This window comes from Azospirillum sp. B2RO_4 (genome assembly GCF_051124815.1).
In the GTDB taxonomy this organism is placed as follows: domain Bacteria; phylum Pseudomonadota; class Alphaproteobacteria; order Azospirillales; family Azospirillaceae; genus Azospirillum.
This window is the reverse complement of the sequence record NZ_CP118489.1, coordinates 110,348-125,470: the sequence shown is the minus strand read 5'-3', so window position 1 is coordinate 125,470 and position 15,123 is coordinate 110,348. Positions and strand designations below refer to the sequence as shown.

The window sequence follows — 15,123 nt, the reverse complement described above, 5'->3', positions numbered from 1 at the left end:
CGTCCCCCACTCCAGCCGTCACTGCGGGATAACGGGCAGGTCGGCCAACCGGTCCATGTCGAGCAGGCTGTCCGCGTCCATAAGCAGGATCAGGCGGGCGCCGCCGGCCATATCCCCGGCCGGATCCAGCGTGGCGACCCGGCGGATCAGCCGGCGTTGCGCCGCCGACACCGCCGGTGCCGGACCGATCCCGTCCGCCGGAACCGTCAGCAGGCCGGACAGCCCGTCCACCAGCAGCCCGACCAGCAGCCCGTCGCGCCCGACCACCACCACCCGCCCGCGCTCAAGCCCGGCGGTCGGTTTCCCGGCGGAGTCCGCGGCAGGCAGGTTCAGCAGCCGGCGCTGGTCGATCAGCGGCAGAACCTCGCCGCGCAGGGTCAGCACACCGGCGACGAAGTCGGGCGCGTTGGGAAGCGGCGTGATGCTGTCGGGCCGGCGCAGCACTTCGCGCACTGCGGCGACCGGCAGGCCATATTCCGCCCCGGCGAGACGGAAGACGACGAAGCGTTCCGCGTTTCCGCTTCCCTCCGCAGGCCGTGCCGGTTCCATCCCGTGTCCCTTTCCGCCCGCTTCCGCGCCGGCCTTGTCCGCCAGTGCCGCGCCATGGCGGAACAGCCGCTCCGCCGACAGCACCGACACCAGCCGCCGCCCGCCCTCGGCTCTGGCGATGCCGTCCAAATCCTCGAACTCCGGCTCGCGGGCCAGCAGCGGCGGCACCGGGTCGATCTGCGCGGGGTCGAGCCGCAGGATCTCGCGCACCTCGTCCACCAGCACGCCGACCGGCGCTTGCCCGGCCCCCGCCCGCACCACGACGACGCGGCGTCCGGTCTCCTGTCCACCGGTGCCGTCCAGGCCGAACAGGGCGCGCAACCCCACCAGCGGCAGCAGCCGGTCGCGCACCGCCATCACGCCCAGCAGATGCGCCTTGGCCCGCGCCATGCGGGCGATCTCGCGCGGCGCCGGCAGAACCTCGCGCACCCGGTCCACCGGCAGGGAGAATTCCTGACCGGCGACTTCGAAGACCAGCAGAGCCTGGTGATCGGGTCCGGCCGCCGCTTTCCCGGCCCCGGCCTCGCCCGCCGTCACACGTCCGAACCCGCCGGTGCCCCGGCCCGGCCGTTCCGCCTCCGTCCGGTCGCCGAACTGGCGGTCGATCAGCGCGTCCAGCTTCAGGATGGTGGCCGGGCCGTCGCGCAGCAGGCCGTCCAGCATGGCGGGATCGAGCCCGCCCTCCTCCTGCGTCACCGGATCGATGCGGTCGGGATCGCTGCGCAGGATGCCGGCCATCGCATCCACCCGCAGCCCCACCGGCTGGCCGCGATGCCCGACCAGCACCACACGCGTCTCCCGCGCGGCCTGCGCACCGGCCGGAACCGCCGCCGGCCGACCCAACGCCCCGGCAAGGTCCAGAACCGGCACCGCCTCGCCATGCCACTGCGCCAGCCCGTCGAGGCTGGGCGGCCCCAGCGGAATGCGCACCAGCTCCGGCAGCCGGATCACCGCGCGAACCGCCGCCAGCGGCAAGGCAAGGCGCAGGTCGCCGACCGCCACCGTGACGAAGGCAAGGGCGTCGTCGGCTTCCCTGGCGGCCACGTCCTGGGCCACGGCGGTCAAACCGCGCCCAGCAGGCTGTCGGCCATCGCCGCGATCTCCTCGATCGCCGACGCCAGCTCCTCGGCCCCCTTCGCCTGTTCGCGCGCGGCCTTCGCCGCCTCGGAGCCGGAGAGGTTCGCGGCGGCGGCGGCGGCGGCCACCTGCTCCACGCCGACGCGGGTCTCGCGCAGGGCGGCGGTGGTCTCTTTGGCGGCGTCCAGGATCTCGCGTCCGCCGGCGGTGACCACCCGCAGTTCCTGGGCACCGGCGGTCAGGGTGACGCCGAAGGCGCGGTGGCGCGCGATCTCCGTCACCGCCGTCGCGGATACCTCATCCACGTCGCGGCGCACGCGCAGCATCTGGTCCTGGATGTCGCGGACGATGTCCTTCACCCGCTCCGCGCTGTCCGCGCTGTCGCCGGCCAGCTTGCGGATGTCGCCGCTGACCACGGTGAAGCCGCGGCCGAACTCCCCCGCCCGCGCCGCTTCGATGGAGCCGCTGACCGCCAGCATGCCGGTCTGGATGGCGACGGTGGCGATGGCGTCCACCACCTTGTCGATGCGCCGGCCGATCCGCTCCAGCGCGTCCAGCCGCTCGCCGGCCCGGCGGGAGGAGTCCACCGCCTCCAGCATGCCGTCGGCCAGCTTTCCGATGGTGTCGCGGGTTTCGCTCAGCAGACCTTCCATCGAGGTGCAGCGATCGACCGACTCGCCCGACCGGCCCGCGGCCAGCGTCGCGGCGGCGTCGATCTCCGCGATCGCCGACGCCAGCTGGTGGGTGGCGGCGCTCTGGGCCTGCGCCCCGCCGGAGATCTGGCCGATGGCGGTCATGATCTGGGCGGCGCCGCGGTTGATCTCCTCGATGGCGGCCGACAGCTCCTCGGCGGCCGACGCCAGCTCGTCGGCGGTGGCGGCGAGATCGGCGGTGCCCTCCAGATCCTCGGCCAGTTCCGACAGCTGCCCGGCGGCGCGCTGGCTCTGGGTCAATGCCAGCGCCTGCTCACCCGCCGTCCGCAGCGCCTCCTCGGCGGCGGCGGACTGTTCCTCGGCGCTGGCGGCGATGGTCTCCGCCCCGCGCAGGGCTTCGCGGGCGGCCTGATCGGCCTCCACCGCGGCGCGGATGGTATCCTGCGCTCCCTGCACGATGGTCGACATGTCCGACCGCACGCCTTCCAGTTGCTGGACGATCTTGCGCCCGCGCTCCACCTCCGCCTTGGCGGCGTCGGCGGAGGCGACGATGCCGGCGGCGATGGCGGCCACCGCCTCCTGGATTTCCGCGACCATCGCCTGGATGTCGTTGGCACTGCGTTCCGACCGCTCCGCCAGCGCCTGCACCTCGTCGGCGACGACGGCGAAGCCCTTGCCGGCTTCCCCCGCCCGCGCCGCCTCGATGGCGGCGTTCAGCGCCAGCAGGTTGGTCTGGTCGGCGATGGCGGCGACGCTCTGGACGATGGTGCCGATCTCCTGAGCACGGACTTCCAAGTCGCGCACCAGCCGCACCGACGCCTCCTGCCGCTCGGCGGCGCGGACGATGCCGTCGATGGAGGACAGGATCTGGCCGCTGACGTCCTTCAGCGTGGCCTGCAGCGCCTCCACCCGCAGCACCGCCTGCTCCGCCGTGCTGCGCGACCGGGTCAGCAGCTCCGACGCGCGGCCGATCATGCGCTGGGACTGCTGGGTGGCGCTGGCCGATTCCTCCGCCCCGGCGGCGATCTGCTCCATCGCCCGGCGCAGTTCCTCCGCCGCCGAGGCCGCCTGGGTGACGCCGCTCGCCAGTTCGGTGGCGGCGGCGGCGATGCCGCTGGCGGCCTGCCGGCGGCGCGAATCGGCGCGCGCCCGGCGGCGCTGCGGCGCGCCGGGCGTGGCGGCCGACGGCGTCGCTTCGGTCGTGGCGGTTTCGTTCCCGGCGGCCTGATGTCCGGCGGTGGACCGATCCGGATCGCCGGCGGCGCCGGATTTGCTCCGCGCGGTGTGCGCCGTGTCGATCCTGGTCTTCTTGATGAGTGCCATGGTCCTTGTCCGCCCTTTCAGCCGGTTCTTCTTGTTGCCGTCACGCCACCAGCCGCCCGATATAGCGGCCGAGCGTCGCCTGCAGCGTCCCGGCGGAGCCGGCGTCGAGCAGCAGGACCACCCGTCCCCCCACCACCGCCCCGTCGCCGCCCGGCAGGGTCGTGCGCAGGTCGATGTGGAACAGCACCGCGGCGCCGTCCGCGGTCGGCGGCGTCCCCGAACACCCCAGCAGGATCTCCGCCGCACCGCCGCGGAACACTGCCGGCAGGCCGGTCTCCACCGGTTCGCCCAGCAGGTTGGCGACCAGGGCCAGCGCGCTGTTCAGCACGACGTTGCCCAGCTCCGCCAGAACCTCGTCCTCCAGTTCCGGCACATCCTCCGCCGGCACGTCGGGCGGCAGGGCGGCGCGCACCAGGCACAGGCTGCCGGCCTGGGGGAAGACCAGCAGGGCGCATCCGGCGAACAGGCCGCCCAGCGTTTCGGAGATGCCCACCAGCGGCGGCGTCAGCGCCCGGTCCAGCAGCCCGGCCACGTCGGCCAGCGGCACCATCTCCACCGACGGGACCGACAGGGTGACCAGCCCGCCCAGCATGCGGCCGAGCGCCGTCGATGCCCGGCCGATGCCGATGTTGCCCAGTTCGGCCAGCGCATCGCGCTCCAGCTCGCTCAGCATCGGGGCTGCGATCACTCCTGCGGGGCCTGGGTGGGCCAGCGCGGCGGCAGGGCGGTGGAGTTCAGGAAGCGGACGACCTGCTCCTCCTCCAGCGGCTTCGGCATGAAGGCGGCGCCGACCGCGCGGATGCCCGAGACCACCGCGTCCTGGGCGTTGGCGGTGATGATGGCGATGTGGACGCCGGGGTGGCTGCTGCGCAGCTTGGCCGCGGTGTCCACGCCGTTGTCGCCGGGCATGTTGTAGTCGATGATCGCGACATCGACCGGCGTGTCCTGCAACGTCCTGAAGAGTTCGTCGCCGTTCGCCGCCTCGACCACCGACCAGTCGGGCTTGTTGCGCAAGACCATGGCCCGCACATGCATGCGCGAAAGCTTGCTGTCGTCGACGATGATTGCAGTCTTACTCAAGATATACGCCCTTTGGATGGATATCGACCGACGATGTTGGCCCTGGGCCGAATTGTGCGCAAGTATACAGGATGAAAAGTGGCGCGCCAGTCCCCTTAATTGCGTTCGGGATTTTGGGTGCGCGCCACCCGGCCGACTCATGCTATCGAAATGGCCCGTTCCATCCTTTGGCACCCCTCGCTCATGCCGCCACCCGCAGCCCCCGCCAGATTGGCCGCCCTCCTGCGTGAGGCGCTGGCCCACCACCGCGCCGGCGATCTGGACGGGGCGGAGCGCGCCTATCGCGCCATGCTGGCGGCCGACGGCGCGAACGCCGACGCGCTGCATCTGCTGGGCGTGCTGCACCACCAGCGCGGGCGGGATGCCGACGCCGTCCGCCTGATCGGGCAGGCCATCGCCCGGCGCCCGAAGATGGCGGAACAGCATGCCAACCTCGGCCTTGCCCTCCACGCGTTGGGCCGGCTGGCGGAGGCGGAGGCGGAGTACCGCCGGGCGCTCGCCCTGCGCGAGGCCTATGCGGAGGCGCACAACAGCCTGGGCAGCGCCCTGCAGGAGCAGGACCGGCTGGCGGAGGCCGCAAGCCATTACCGCCGGGCGCTCGACCTCGACGCCGGCTATGCCGAGGCCTGGGCCAATCTCGGTACGCTGCTGCGGGCGCAGGATGACTATGCGGAGGCGGAAGCGGCGCTGCGCCATGCCCTGCAGCTCGACCCCGGCCATGCCACCGCCCTGACCAACCTCGGCGTCGTGCTGAAGGAGACCGGCCGCACCGGCGAGGCCGAGGCGGCGCATCTGGAAGCGCTGCGCCTCGCCCCCGGCGATGCCGAGACGATGGTGAACCTCGCCCTGCTGCGCGAGGCGCAGGGGCGCGGCGAGGAGGCGGAGGCGCTCTATCGCAACGCCCTCGTCCATGCCCCCGGCTTCGCGCTGGCGCGCTGGAACCTCGCCCTGCGGCTGCTCGGCCGTGGCCGGCTGGCGGAGGGGTGGGACGAGTATGAGGCCCGCTTCGCCTCCCGCCGCGTGTCCGCCGGGCGCAGCCTCGCCCTGCCGGCCTGGGACGGCGCGGCCGGCCGGCGCGTGCTGGTCTGGCGCGAACAGGGGCTGGGCGACGAGCTGATGTTCGGCACCGCCCTGCCCGACCTCGCCGCAAGGCTGGGTCCGGCGGCGCTGGTGGTGGAGGTCGATGCCCGCCTGACCGGGCTGGTCAGCCGCGCCCTGCCCGGCGTCACGGTGCGGGCGGAGACGACCGACCCGACCGACGCCGAGGCCCATCTGCCGATGGGATCGCTGCCGCGTCTGCTGCGCCCGACCCTGGCCGATTTTCCGGCGCGTCCGTCCTGGCTTGCGCCGGATCCGGCGCGCGCAATGGAATGGGCCGAGCGATTGGCGGAATTGGGGCCGGGTTTGCGCGTCGGCATCTGCTGGGGCAGCCAGAACATGCTGGGGGAGCGCAAGGCCTCCTACACCGCGCTGGCCGATTGGGCGCCGCTGCTGACCTTGCCCGGCCTGATCCCGGTCACCCTGCAATATGACGGGCGCGAGGCGGAGATCGCCGAAGTCGAAACGCGGCTGGGCATCCGCATCCTGCGCTGGCCGGACACCGACCTGAAGAACGACCTGGAGGGCGTCGCCGCGCTGATCGCCAACCTCGATCTCGTGGTGACGGTGGCGAGTTCGGTCGGCGAGATGGCCGGCGCGCTGGGGGTGCCGGTCTGGCGCTTCGGCCCTGCCGGCGATTGGACGGCGCTGGGCAGCTGCGTGCGCCCGTGGTTCCCGTCGATGCGGCTGTGGAGCACACGCCCCGGCGAGGGGTTGGCCGACATTCTGGTCCGCATGGCGGCGGATCTGCGCCGGCTGGTCCCCGCCCCGCCTATTGACTCGTGGCTGGCCGAAGCGCGCGCGCTCCACGAGTCAGGCCTCTGGCCCGAGGCGGAGAAGGCTTATCAGCGCATCCTCGACCTGGGCAGCGAGGGCGGCGGCGAGGTGCCGGCGGCGCTGGAGGGCTACGCGCTGCTCGGCCATCAGGCCGGCCGTCCCGACATCGCCGCCACCCTGCTGACCCGCGCCATCGCGGTGGAGCCGACCGCCGACCGCCACAAGCGTCGCGCGCTCGCCCATCAGGAAATGGGCGCCCTGGCCGACGCCGAGGCCGACTGGCTGGCCGCAGCAACGCTAGCCCCCGATGACGTCGAGGCGCTCGGCAATCTCGGTGCCCTGCGCCTGTCCCGCGGCGCGGGGGCCGAGGCGGCGGAGGCGACCGACGCGGCCCTCAGCCTCGCCCTCTTCCATGCCGGGCTGTGGGCCAATGCCGGGCTGGCGCGGCAGACGATGGGCAAGGACGGGCTGCCCTTCTTTCGGCGGGCGCTCGCCCTCGATCCGGCTTTGGTGGAGGCCTGGACCGCCCTGTCGGCCGATGCCTTGCGTGACTCCGACCATGCCGCCGCGGCGGAACGTGCCGCCGGCCGGGCCTTGCGCCTGCGTCCCGGTGACCCGGCGGCGACCAGCAACATGGGACTGGCGGCCCTGGCGCTCGACCGTCCCGCCGAGGCGGTGGCGCATCTGCGGCTGGCGCTGCAGGGCCGTCCCGGCGACCTCGGCACGCTCGGCAATCTCGCACTGGCGCTGGAGCGGGCGGGCGACGGCACCGCTGCCGGGCTGGCCTGGTGGCGGGTGATCCTGTTCGCCCCCGGAACCGGCGCCGGCTGGGCCGGGCTGGCGGACCTGCGGCAGCGGCAGGGCCGGCTCGACGCCGCGCTGAAGGGTTGGGGCCGCGCCCTGGCGCTGGAGCCGGCGCGGGCCGACTGGCGCTACAATCTCGGCAATGCCCTGCACGCCGCCGGCCGTCCCGCCGAGGCGGACGCGGCCTATCGCCGGGCGGTGGAGGACGACCCGACCCTGACGCTCGCCGCCTTCAACCGTGGCTATGCGGCGCTGGCGCGGGGGGAGATCGCCGAGGGCTGGGCCGGGCTGGAGGCGCGCTTCGCCGCCGGGCAGGCACTGCCCGACCGCCGTTTCCGCATTCCCGCCTGGGACGGCGGCGAGTTGGCGGGACGTACGGTGCTGGTCTGGCGGGAGCAGGGGGTGGGCGACGAACTGATGTTCAGCGCCTGCTACGCCGACCTGATCGCACGCGCCGGCCGCGTGATCCTGGAATGCGAGCCGCGGCTGGTGGACCTGTTCGCGCGCTCCTTCCCGCAGGCGGTGGTCCGCGCGGCGACGGCGGATCCGGTGGACGCCGACTGCCACGTCCCGGCGGGGTCGCTGCCCTTGCTGCTGGGCTGGGGATTGGGCGGCTTTCCGGCGCGGGGTGGGTGGCTGCGGGCGGACGGGGCGGCGGTGAAGTGGTGGCGGGGGTGGGTGGGTGGTCTTTCGACAAACCATTGCCCCCTCCCTGACCCTCCCCCGCTGGGCGGGGGAGGGGATAGGAGCTTTGTCGGCGTTCGGCGGCAGTCCCTCCCCCGCCCAGCGGGGGAGGTTAGGTGGGGGTCTAACTCCGCCCTAACCATCGGCCTTTGCTGGCGCAGCAGCCTTCGCAGCACGCTCCGCGATGCCAACTACGCCCCGCTGGCCGACTGGGCGCCGATCCTCACCCTGCCCGGCCTGCGTCTGGTCAACCTGCAATACGACGAGTGCGAAGCCGAACTCGCCGACGCCGAACAGCGCTTCGGCATCGCCATCCACCGTCCGCCGCTGGATCTGAAGAACGATCTCGACGGCGCGGCGGCCCTGACGGCGGCGCTGGATCTGGTGATCTCCGCCGGCACATCGGTGGCGGAGATGGCCGGGGCGCTCGGCGTTCCGGTGTGGCGGATCGGGCCGGCGGGGGACTGGACGGCGCTCGGCACCGGCTGCCGGCCCTGGTATCCGTCGATGCGGCTGTTCGGGCCGCGACCGGGAGAAACGCTCGGCGACGCGCTGGGCGCCGCCGGGCGTGCTCTCAACGCACTCAGAATGCCGGAACCACGGCGTTCTTGAACTTGGTGAGGATGAACTCCTTCACCTCCGGGCTCTGGTAGGACTTCACCAGCTTGGCGACCCAGGGCTTGTCCTTGTCGGCCTTGCGGACGGCGATAACGTTGGCATAGGGGCTGTCCGCCGCTTCGCGGGCAATGGCGTCCTTGACCGGATCGATGCCGGCCTCCAGCGCGAAGTTGGTGTTGATGGCGGCGACGGTCACGTCATCCAGCGAGCGCGGAAGCTGGGCGGCGTCCAGCTCGACGATCTCCAGCTTCTTCGGATTCTCGACGATGTCGATCGGCGAGGCCTTCAGATTGCCGCCGTCCTTCAGCTTGATCAAACCCTTGGCCTGCAGCAGCAGCAGGACGCGGCCGCCGTTGGTCGGATCGTTGGGGATGGCGACCTTGGCCCCGGACTGCAGCTCGTCCAGGCTCTTGACCTTCTTGGAATAGATGCCGATCGGGTAGACCACCGTCTTGCCGACGCTGACCAGATCGAAGCCGCGGTCCTTCACCTGATTGTCCAGATAGGGCTGGTGCTGGAAGCTGTTGGCGTCCAGATCGCCGCCGGCCAGCGCCTGGTTCGGGATGACGTAGTCGGTGAACTCGATGATCTGGATGTCCAGCCCGTCCTTGGCGGCGATGGGCTTCACCGCCTCCAGGATCTGGGCGTGCGGACCGGCAGTGACGCCGACCTTGATGGTTTCGGCGGCCACAGGATTGAGAGTCGCACCGAAGGCGACGGCCAGGGTGGCGGCACCGGCCAGCAGCGAAGCCAGCGAACGGAAGCGCAGCATCTCGAACACTCCTCGGGTTTCTTGGTTCAGGATTTCGGGATCAGGATTTCAGATTGCGTTTGTTGACGCGGCGGGCGATCCAGTCGCCCGTCGATTGGACGATCTGCACCAGCACGATCAGCACGATCACCACCGCCAGCATCACCTCCGGCAGGAAGCGCTGATAGCCGTAGCGGATGCCGAGGTCGCCAAGCCCGCCGCCGCCGACCGCGCCCACCATGGCCGAATAGCCGACGAGGCTGACCGCCGACAGGGTGAGGCCGGCGACGATGCCCGGCAGGGCTTCCGGCAGCAGCACCTTGCGGATGATCTGGAAGGGCGTGGCGCCCATCGCCTGCGCCGCCTCGACCAGCCCGCGGTCCACCTCGCGCACCGCGTTCTCGACGACGCGGGCGATGAAGGGGGCGGCGGCGACGGTCAGCGGCACGATGGCGGCGGTGGTGCCGATGGAGGTGCCGGCGATCAGCCGGGTGAAGGGGATGATCGCCACCACCAGGATGATGAAGGGGGTGGATCGGGTCATGTTGACCACCGCCCCCATCACCTTGTTGAAGGCGAAGTTCTGCAGCAGCTCGCCCCGGCCGGTGACGGCCAGCAGCACGCCGATCGGCAGCCCGATCAGCGTCCCGATGGCGCCCGACACCGCCACCATGTGCAGCGTGTCGAGCAGCCCCTTGATCAGCAGGTCAATGATTTGCGGGGAGAGCATGGCCCAACACCTCGACACCCAGATTGTTCTCTTTCACCAGCGCCATGGCGGCCTCGACCTTCGCCGCGTCGCCCAGCGCCTCCACCACCAGCGTGCCGAAGGGCGCGCCCTGGATCTCGTCGATCTGGCCGTGCCAGATGTTCAGGTCCAGATCCAGCCGGCGGCTGATGGCGCTGATGACCGGGGTGGTCGCCTTCTCGCCGGTGAAGGTGATGCGCAGCACCGGGTTGCTCCCCAAGCCGGGCCGGGGCGACAGCCGGTCGCGCAGGCTGTCGGGGATGCCGCGGTTGATGACGGGATCGACGAAGCTGCGGGTGGTCGGGTGCTTCGGGTGGGCGAAGATGTCGAAGACCGGCCCTTGCTCGATCACCCGGCCGCCCTCCATCACCGCCACCTTGTGGCAGATCTCCTTGATGACGGCGATCTCGTGGGTGATGAGGACGATGGTCAGCCCCAGCCGCCGGTTGATGTCGGCCAGCAGATGCAGGATCTGGGTCGTCGTCTCCGGATCGAGGGCGGAGGTCGCCTCGTCCGACAGCAGGACCTTCGGCTTGCTGGCGAGCGCGCGGGCGATGCCGACGCGCTGCTTCTGCCCGCCCGACAGCTCCGCCGGGTAGCGGTCGCGCTTGTCGGCCAGCCCGACGAGGTCGAGCAGCGGCTCCACCGCCTTGCGGATCTCCGCACGCGGCGTGCCGGCCAGTTCCAGCGGCAGCGCCACATTGTCGAAGACGGTGCGCGAGGACAGCAGGTTGAAATGCTGGAAGATCATGCCGATGGAATGCCGCGCCCGGCGCAGCTCCGCCGCCGACAGGGCGGTCATCTCCACCCCGTCCACCATGACGCTGCCGGAACTCGGGCTTTCCAGCAGGTTGACCGTCCGCAGCAGGGTGGATTTCCCGGCACCGGACCGGCCGATGATGCCGAAGATCTCGCCGCGGCCGACCGTGATGTCGACATCGGCCAGAGCCTGGACCGAAGCGCCGCCGCCGCGGGCCGGGTAGGTCTTGTGAATGTTTGTTAGCGTTATCATCATTCTTCGAAGTCTGGCTTGCGGAGTTTTCCTGCCCTGCCCCGCTCTACGGGAGAGCAGGGGCAAGGCCGGGCCCGGCGCATTCTGGTCATGGTCGAAATCGCGGAGCCCCAAAGTGCCGCAGTTCGGTCCGGCAATACAGCGGTATGGTTCCGCCGCACCGGTCTGGCTTCCATGCGGTCCGCGCAGATGGAATGTACCCCACCTGAACTCAGCGCCGGCGGTCGGGCAGGCGGTTCAGATGCTGGTGAGCGGCGCGTTGCGCCTGTCCGACATTGCGGAAGACGCGGCGGTCGAGATCGCGGAATGCCCAATCGGACACGAAGAAGGTGAAGCCGCCGCGTTCGGCGACGACGATGCCGGCGGAGCGGCCCTGGACTTCGATGGCATAGGCGTTGGCGTGGGACATGGCGAAGGATTCCCCCGGCGCGGCCGGCCCACGATGGGTACGGGGCGGACGGCGCAAATGCGTTCAGGACTGGCGGATGTGCGGGATGGGCGCTGTGTTTCTGGGCCGCGAGGTCAGCGGCAACACAGGCCCGAACGCATCATGCAGGCCGGGGAGATGGTCCGAAGCACGGATGGGGGAGTGGAAACTCGCGATGTCATTCCGGTCTCTCCTTCTTGAAGAGGTCCACGACCGGTATCGTGGCGCTTTAGCGTTTGGTGACGCGGCGCAAGCTGCAAAGTCAAATTGCCGCGGGATGCCCCGGCGGGGCGTCCGATGGATATTTATCTATCTATTCCATGGAGTATTGTCAACCGCAATTCTGAGATTTGTGTGAAATAAAAAGTTGCACGGATTTTCGCCGTTGAATTGATGCGGCGCGACAGCGACAGGTGACGGGCGCGTGGAATGTGCTATCTATCGCGTCGATGGTTCATCCGGGGCATGCACATCGCCCCGGCGAGCGATGCGAGGAGAGTGTTTTGTCCGCCGATCCCAGCGCCCAAGGGGTGACTGCCGCCGCGATGACGGCCACACCGGTTGACGACCAGCTGGTGCTGGCCCTGCCCAAGGGCCGTATCCTGAAGGAGCTGCGCCCGCTGCTGTCCCATGCCGGCATCCATCCGGAGCCGGCCTTCGACGACGACAAGAGCCGGCTTCTGCGCTTCGCCACCAATGTGCCGAACCTCAGCATCATCCGCGTCCGCTCCTTCGACGTGGCGACCTTCGTCGCCTTCGGCGCCGCCCATCTGGGCGTGGCGGGCAACGACGTGCTGATGGAGTTCGACTATCCGGAGATCTACGCCCCGCTCGACCTCGGCATCGGCGCCTGCCGCCTGTCGGTCGCCGAACCGGTGGAGATGATGGAGGGCGACGATCCGTCGCGCTGGAGCCATGTGCGGGTCGCCACCAAATATCCGGAGGTGACCAAGCGTCACTTCGCCGCGCGCGGCGTCCAGGCCGAATGCGTCAAGCTGAACGGCGCGATGGAACTGGCGCCGACGCTGGGCCTGTGCCGCCGCATCGTCGATCTGGTCTCCACCGGTTCGACGCTGAAGGCCAACGGACTGGTGGAGGTGGAGCATATCGCCGACGTCACCTCGCGGCTGATCGTCAACCGCGCGGCCTTCAAGACGCGGACGGCCGAGATTTCTCAGTGGATCGACAAGTTCCGGGAGGCGGTGAATGCCCGTCAGGCTTGATATTCGCGACGCGGACTTCGCCGCCGGGTTCGAGGCGCTGCTGCACGCCAAGCGCGAGGCCAGCGAGGATGTCCAGACGCTGGTCGCCGGCGTCATCGAGCAGGTGCGCACGCGCGGCGACGCCGCGCTCATCGACTACACCGCCCGCTGGGACCGCCAGACCCTGACGGCCGACACCCTGCGCATCGGCCGGGACGAGATCGACGCCGCCACCGCCAAATGCTCGACCGAGACGCTGGAGGCGCTGGACCTCGCCGCCGCGCGGATCGAGGAGTTCCACCGCCGCCAGATCCCGGAGGTCACCGACTACCGCGACGCCGCCGGGGTGCGGCTGGGGGCGCGCTGGACGCCGGTCGGCGCCGTCGGCCTCTATGTGCCGGGCGGCACGGCCTCCTACCCGTCGTCGGTGCTGATGAACGCCCTGCCCGCCAAGGTCGCGGGTGTCGAGCGCGTCGTCATGGTGGTGCCGACGCCGGACGGGGCGATCAATCCGCTGGTGCTGGCCGCCGCCAAGCGCTGCGGCATCGACGAGATCTACCGCATCGGCGGCGCCCAGGCGGTCGCGGCCCTGGCCCACGGCACGGCGACGATCCGGCCGGTCGACAAGATCGTCGGCCCCGGCAACGCCTTCGTCGCCGCCGCCAAGCGGCAGGTCTACGGCCTCGTCGGCATCGACAGCATCGCCGGCCCGTCGGAAATCCTGGTGGTCGCCGATGGAAAGAACGATCCGGCCTGGATCGCCATGGACCTGCTGTCGCAGGCCGAACACGACACCTCGGCCCAGTCGATCCTGATCACCGACGATGCCGCCTTCGCCGACGCGGTCGCGGCGGCGGTGGAGAAGCATCTGGAAACCCTGCCGCGCACCGCGATTGCCGGCGAAAGCTGGCGCGAGCATGGCGCCATCGTGCTGGTCGGCGACCTGACGGCCGATTCGCCGGCCCTGGTCGACCGGCTGGCGCCGGAGCATCTGGAACTGGCCGTCGAGGATCCGGACGCGCTGGCGGCGAAGATCCGCAATGCCGGCGCCATCTTCCTCGGCCGCTACACGCCGGAGGCCATCGGCGATTACGTCGCAGGTCCCAACCATGTGCTGCCGACGGCGCGCAGCGCCCGCTTCTCCTCCGGCCTCAACGTGCTGGACTTCATGAAGCGGACGACCTTCGTCGCCTGCGACGCCGACAGCCTGCGGGCCATCGGCCCGGCGGCGGTGACGCTGGCGATGGCCGAGGGGCTGGAGGCGCATGCGCGCTCCGTCGCCCAGCGGCTGCCAAACTATAAAGACTAAGTTCTATAAAGACTAACGACAGCGGGGGAGGCGGGGCGTGACGACCAAAAGCAAGCGGCGCATCACCCATGTGACGCTCGACGAGCGGAGTGTCGTCCGCCACAAGCCGGAGGTCGAGCATGAGCGCGCCGTCGCCATCTTCGACCTGCTGGAGGACAACGAGTTCTGCCCCTGCGACTTCGCGGAGGACGGGCCGTACCACCTGCACCTGTCGATCGAGGACAACCGGCTGGTCTTCGACATCCGGCGCGAGGACGACAGCGTGCTCGACCGGCTGATGCTGCCGATCACCGGATTCCGCTCGATCGTGCGGGACTATTTCCTGATCTGCGAGAGCTATTACGCCGCCATCAAGCGGTCGACGCCCTCGCAGATCGAGGCCATCGACATGGGCCGCCGCGGCCTGCACAACGAGGGGTCCGAGATGCTGCGCGAACGTCTGGCCGGCAAGGTGGAGATGGACCTGCAGACCGCGCGCCGGCTGTTCACGCTGATCTGCGTTCTGCACATTCGCGGCTGACGGGCACGGGCGGCGCATGGCCATGGCGGCGACCCCGGTCCTCACATCCCTGCCGGTCACGAGCGTATTGTTCGCCTGTACCTACAACATGATCCGTTCGCCGATGGCGGCGGCGATGATGCGCCATTATCACGGCACCCGCGTCTATGTGGATTCGGTCGGCGTCCGCGAGGGCGACGAGGTCGATCCCTTCGCCGTCGCGGTGATGGAGGAGATCGGCATCGACCTGTCCAAGCACCGCTGCCGCACCTTCGAGGATCTGGAAGACACCAACTTCGACCTGATCGTCTCGCTGTCGCCCGAGGCGCAGCACCGTGCCATCGAGATGACGCGCACCATGGCCTGCGACGTGGAGTTCTGGAACACCTTCGACCCGACCCTGGTCGACGGCACCCGCGACGCCATGCTGGAAGCCTACCGGCAGGTCCGCGACGGCCTGCTGGCCAAGGTGAAGCAGCGCTTCCCCCTGACCCGCGGGCCGACGGTCTGAG

13 protein-coding genes are annotated in these 15,123 nt (G+C 70.6%); 5 read left to right on the top strand and 8 right to left on the bottom strand.

Annotation, left to right across the window (positions count from 1 at the left end; genetic code table 11):
- Positions 1–18 precede the first annotated feature (18 nt).
- The 4 genes from PWS46_RS24065 to PWS46_RS24050 are packed head-to-tail and all read right to left on the bottom strand — an operon-like array spanning position 19 to position 4,682.
- A complete protein-coding gene (locus PWS46_RS24065; RefSeq protein ID WP_434624116.1) occupies positions 19–1,605 on the bottom strand; it encodes a chemotaxis protein CheW in 1,587 nt (528 codons plus the stop codon).
- A gap of 5 nt (positions 1,606–1,610) precedes the next feature.
- On the bottom strand, positions 1,611–3,602 hold the full coding sequence (locus PWS46_RS24060; RefSeq protein ID WP_434624114.1) for a methyl-accepting chemotaxis protein: 1,992 nt from the start codon (positions 3,600–3,602) through the stop codon (positions 1,611–1,613).
- 40 nt (positions 3,603–3,642) lie between these two features.
- Positions 3,643–4,275: a chemotaxis protein CheC gene (locus PWS46_RS24055; protein WP_434624112.1), complete on the bottom strand. Its 633-nt coding sequence runs from the start codon at positions 4,273–4,275 to the stop codon at positions 3,643–3,645.
- Between the two features lie 11 nt (positions 4,276–4,286).
- Positions 4,287–4,682 carry a response regulator gene (locus PWS46_RS24050; RefSeq protein ID WP_434624110.1) on the bottom strand — a complete coding sequence of 132 codons (396 nt, stop codon included), beginning with the start codon at positions 4,680–4,682 and terminating at the stop codon, positions 4,287–4,289.
- 210 nt (positions 4,683–4,892) lie between these two features.
- Between PWS46_RS24050 and PWS46_RS24045 the strand changes: the two genes are divergently transcribed.
- Positions 4,893–8,657 (top strand): tetratricopeptide repeat protein, encoded by a 3,765-nt coding sequence (locus PWS46_RS24045; RefSeq protein ID WP_434624108.1) that lies wholly within the window; start codon positions 4,893–4,895, stop codon positions 8,655–8,657.
- Here PWS46_RS24045 and PWS46_RS24040 read toward each other — a convergent pair.
- From PWS46_RS24040 to PWS46_RS24025, 4 genes are all read right to left on the bottom strand, one after another.
- Positions 8,629–9,435 carry a MetQ/NlpA family ABC transporter substrate-binding protein gene (locus PWS46_RS24040; RefSeq protein WP_434624106.1) on the bottom strand — a complete coding sequence of 269 codons (807 nt, stop codon included), beginning with the start codon at positions 9,433–9,435 and terminating at the stop codon, positions 8,629–8,631. The genes PWS46_RS24045 and PWS46_RS24040 overlap by 29 nt on opposite strands.
- 40 nt (positions 9,436–9,475) lie before the next feature.
- Positions 9,476–10,144, bottom strand: coding sequence for a methionine ABC transporter permease (locus PWS46_RS24035; protein WP_434624104.1), 669 nt, complete (start codon positions 10,142–10,144; stop codon positions 9,476–9,478).
- Positions 10,122–11,174: a methionine ABC transporter ATP-binding protein gene (locus PWS46_RS24030; RefSeq protein WP_434624398.1), complete on the bottom strand. Its 1,053-nt coding sequence runs from the start codon at positions 11,172–11,174 to the stop codon at positions 10,122–10,124. Before PWS46_RS24030 ends, PWS46_RS24035 begins: the two co-directional genes overlap by 23 nt.
- Before the next feature lie 211 nt (positions 11,175–11,385).
- The gene (locus PWS46_RS24025) at positions 11,386–11,583 is read right to left on the bottom strand and encodes a hypothetical protein (RefSeq protein WP_014189751.1); all 198 of its coding nucleotides are present in this window, start codon (positions 11,581–11,583) and stop codon (positions 11,386–11,388) included.
- A 563-nt stretch (positions 11,584–12,146) separates the two neighbouring features.
- Between PWS46_RS24025 and hisG the strand changes: the two genes are divergently transcribed.
- Genes hisG through PWS46_RS24005 form a run of 4 tightly spaced genes read left to right on the top strand, consistent with a single transcriptional unit; the run spans position 12,147 to position 15,122 of the window.
- On the top strand, positions 12,147–12,824 hold the full coding sequence (gene hisG / locus PWS46_RS24020) for an ATP phosphoribosyltransferase (RefSeq protein ID WP_109073237.1): 678 nt from the start codon (positions 12,147–12,149) through the stop codon (positions 12,822–12,824).
- Positions 12,808–14,112, top strand: a complete 1,305-nt coding sequence (gene hisD, locus PWS46_RS24015; RefSeq protein WP_434624102.1) for a histidinol dehydrogenase — start codon at positions 12,808–12,810, stop codon at positions 14,110–14,112. The genes hisG and hisD overlap by 17 nt, the downstream gene beginning before the upstream one ends.
- Positions 14,113–14,149: 37 nt before the next feature.
- Positions 14,150–14,632, top strand: a complete 483-nt coding sequence (locus PWS46_RS24010) for a UPF0262 family protein (protein ID WP_085092229.1) — start codon at positions 14,150–14,152, stop codon at positions 14,630–14,632.
- 16 nt (positions 14,633–14,648) lie between these two features.
- Positions 14,649–15,122 carry a low molecular weight phosphatase family protein gene (locus tag PWS46_RS24005; RefSeq protein WP_085092230.1) on the top strand — a complete coding sequence of 158 codons (474 nt, stop codon included), beginning with the start codon at positions 14,649–14,651 and terminating at the stop codon, positions 15,120–15,122.
- Position 15,123 lies beyond the last annotated feature (1 nt).

What these genes read in the sequence shown, in the direction of transcription:
- PWS46_RS24005 (WP_085092230.1), top strand. Translation starts at nt 14,649, where the DNA reads ATGGCCATGGCGGCGACCCCGGTCCTCACATCCCTGCCGGTCACGAGC.
- PWS46_RS24055 (WP_434624112.1), bottom strand. Translation starts at nt 4,275, where the DNA reads ATGCTGAGCGAGCTGGAGCGCGATGCGCTGGCCGAACTGGGCAACATC.
- PWS46_RS24060 (WP_434624114.1), bottom strand. Translation starts at nt 3,602, where the DNA reads ATGGCACTCATCAAGAAGACCAGGATCGACACGGCGCACACCGCGCGG.
- hisG (WP_109073237.1), top strand. Translation starts at nt 12,147, where the DNA reads ATGACGGCCACACCGGTTGACGACCAGCTGGTGCTGGCCCTGCCCAAG.
- PWS46_RS24040 (WP_434624106.1), bottom strand. Translation starts at nt 9,435, where the DNA reads ATGCTGCGCTTCCGTTCGCTGGCTTCGCTGCTGGCCGGTGCCGCCACC.
- PWS46_RS24025 (WP_014189751.1), bottom strand. Translation starts at nt 11,583, where the DNA reads ATGTCCCACGCCAACGCCTATGCCATCGAAGTCCAGGGCCGCTCCGCC.
- PWS46_RS24035 (WP_434624104.1), bottom strand. Translation starts at nt 10,144, where the DNA reads ATGCTCTCCCCGCAAATCATTGACCTGCTGATCAAGGGGCTGCTCGAC.
- hisD (WP_434624102.1), top strand. Translation starts at nt 12,808, where the DNA reads ATGCCCGTCAGGCTTGATATTCGCGACGCGGACTTCGCCGCCGGGTTC.
- PWS46_RS24030 (WP_434624398.1), bottom strand. Translation starts at nt 11,174, where the DNA reads ATGATAACGCTAACAAACATTCACAAGACCTACCCGGCCCGCGGCGGC.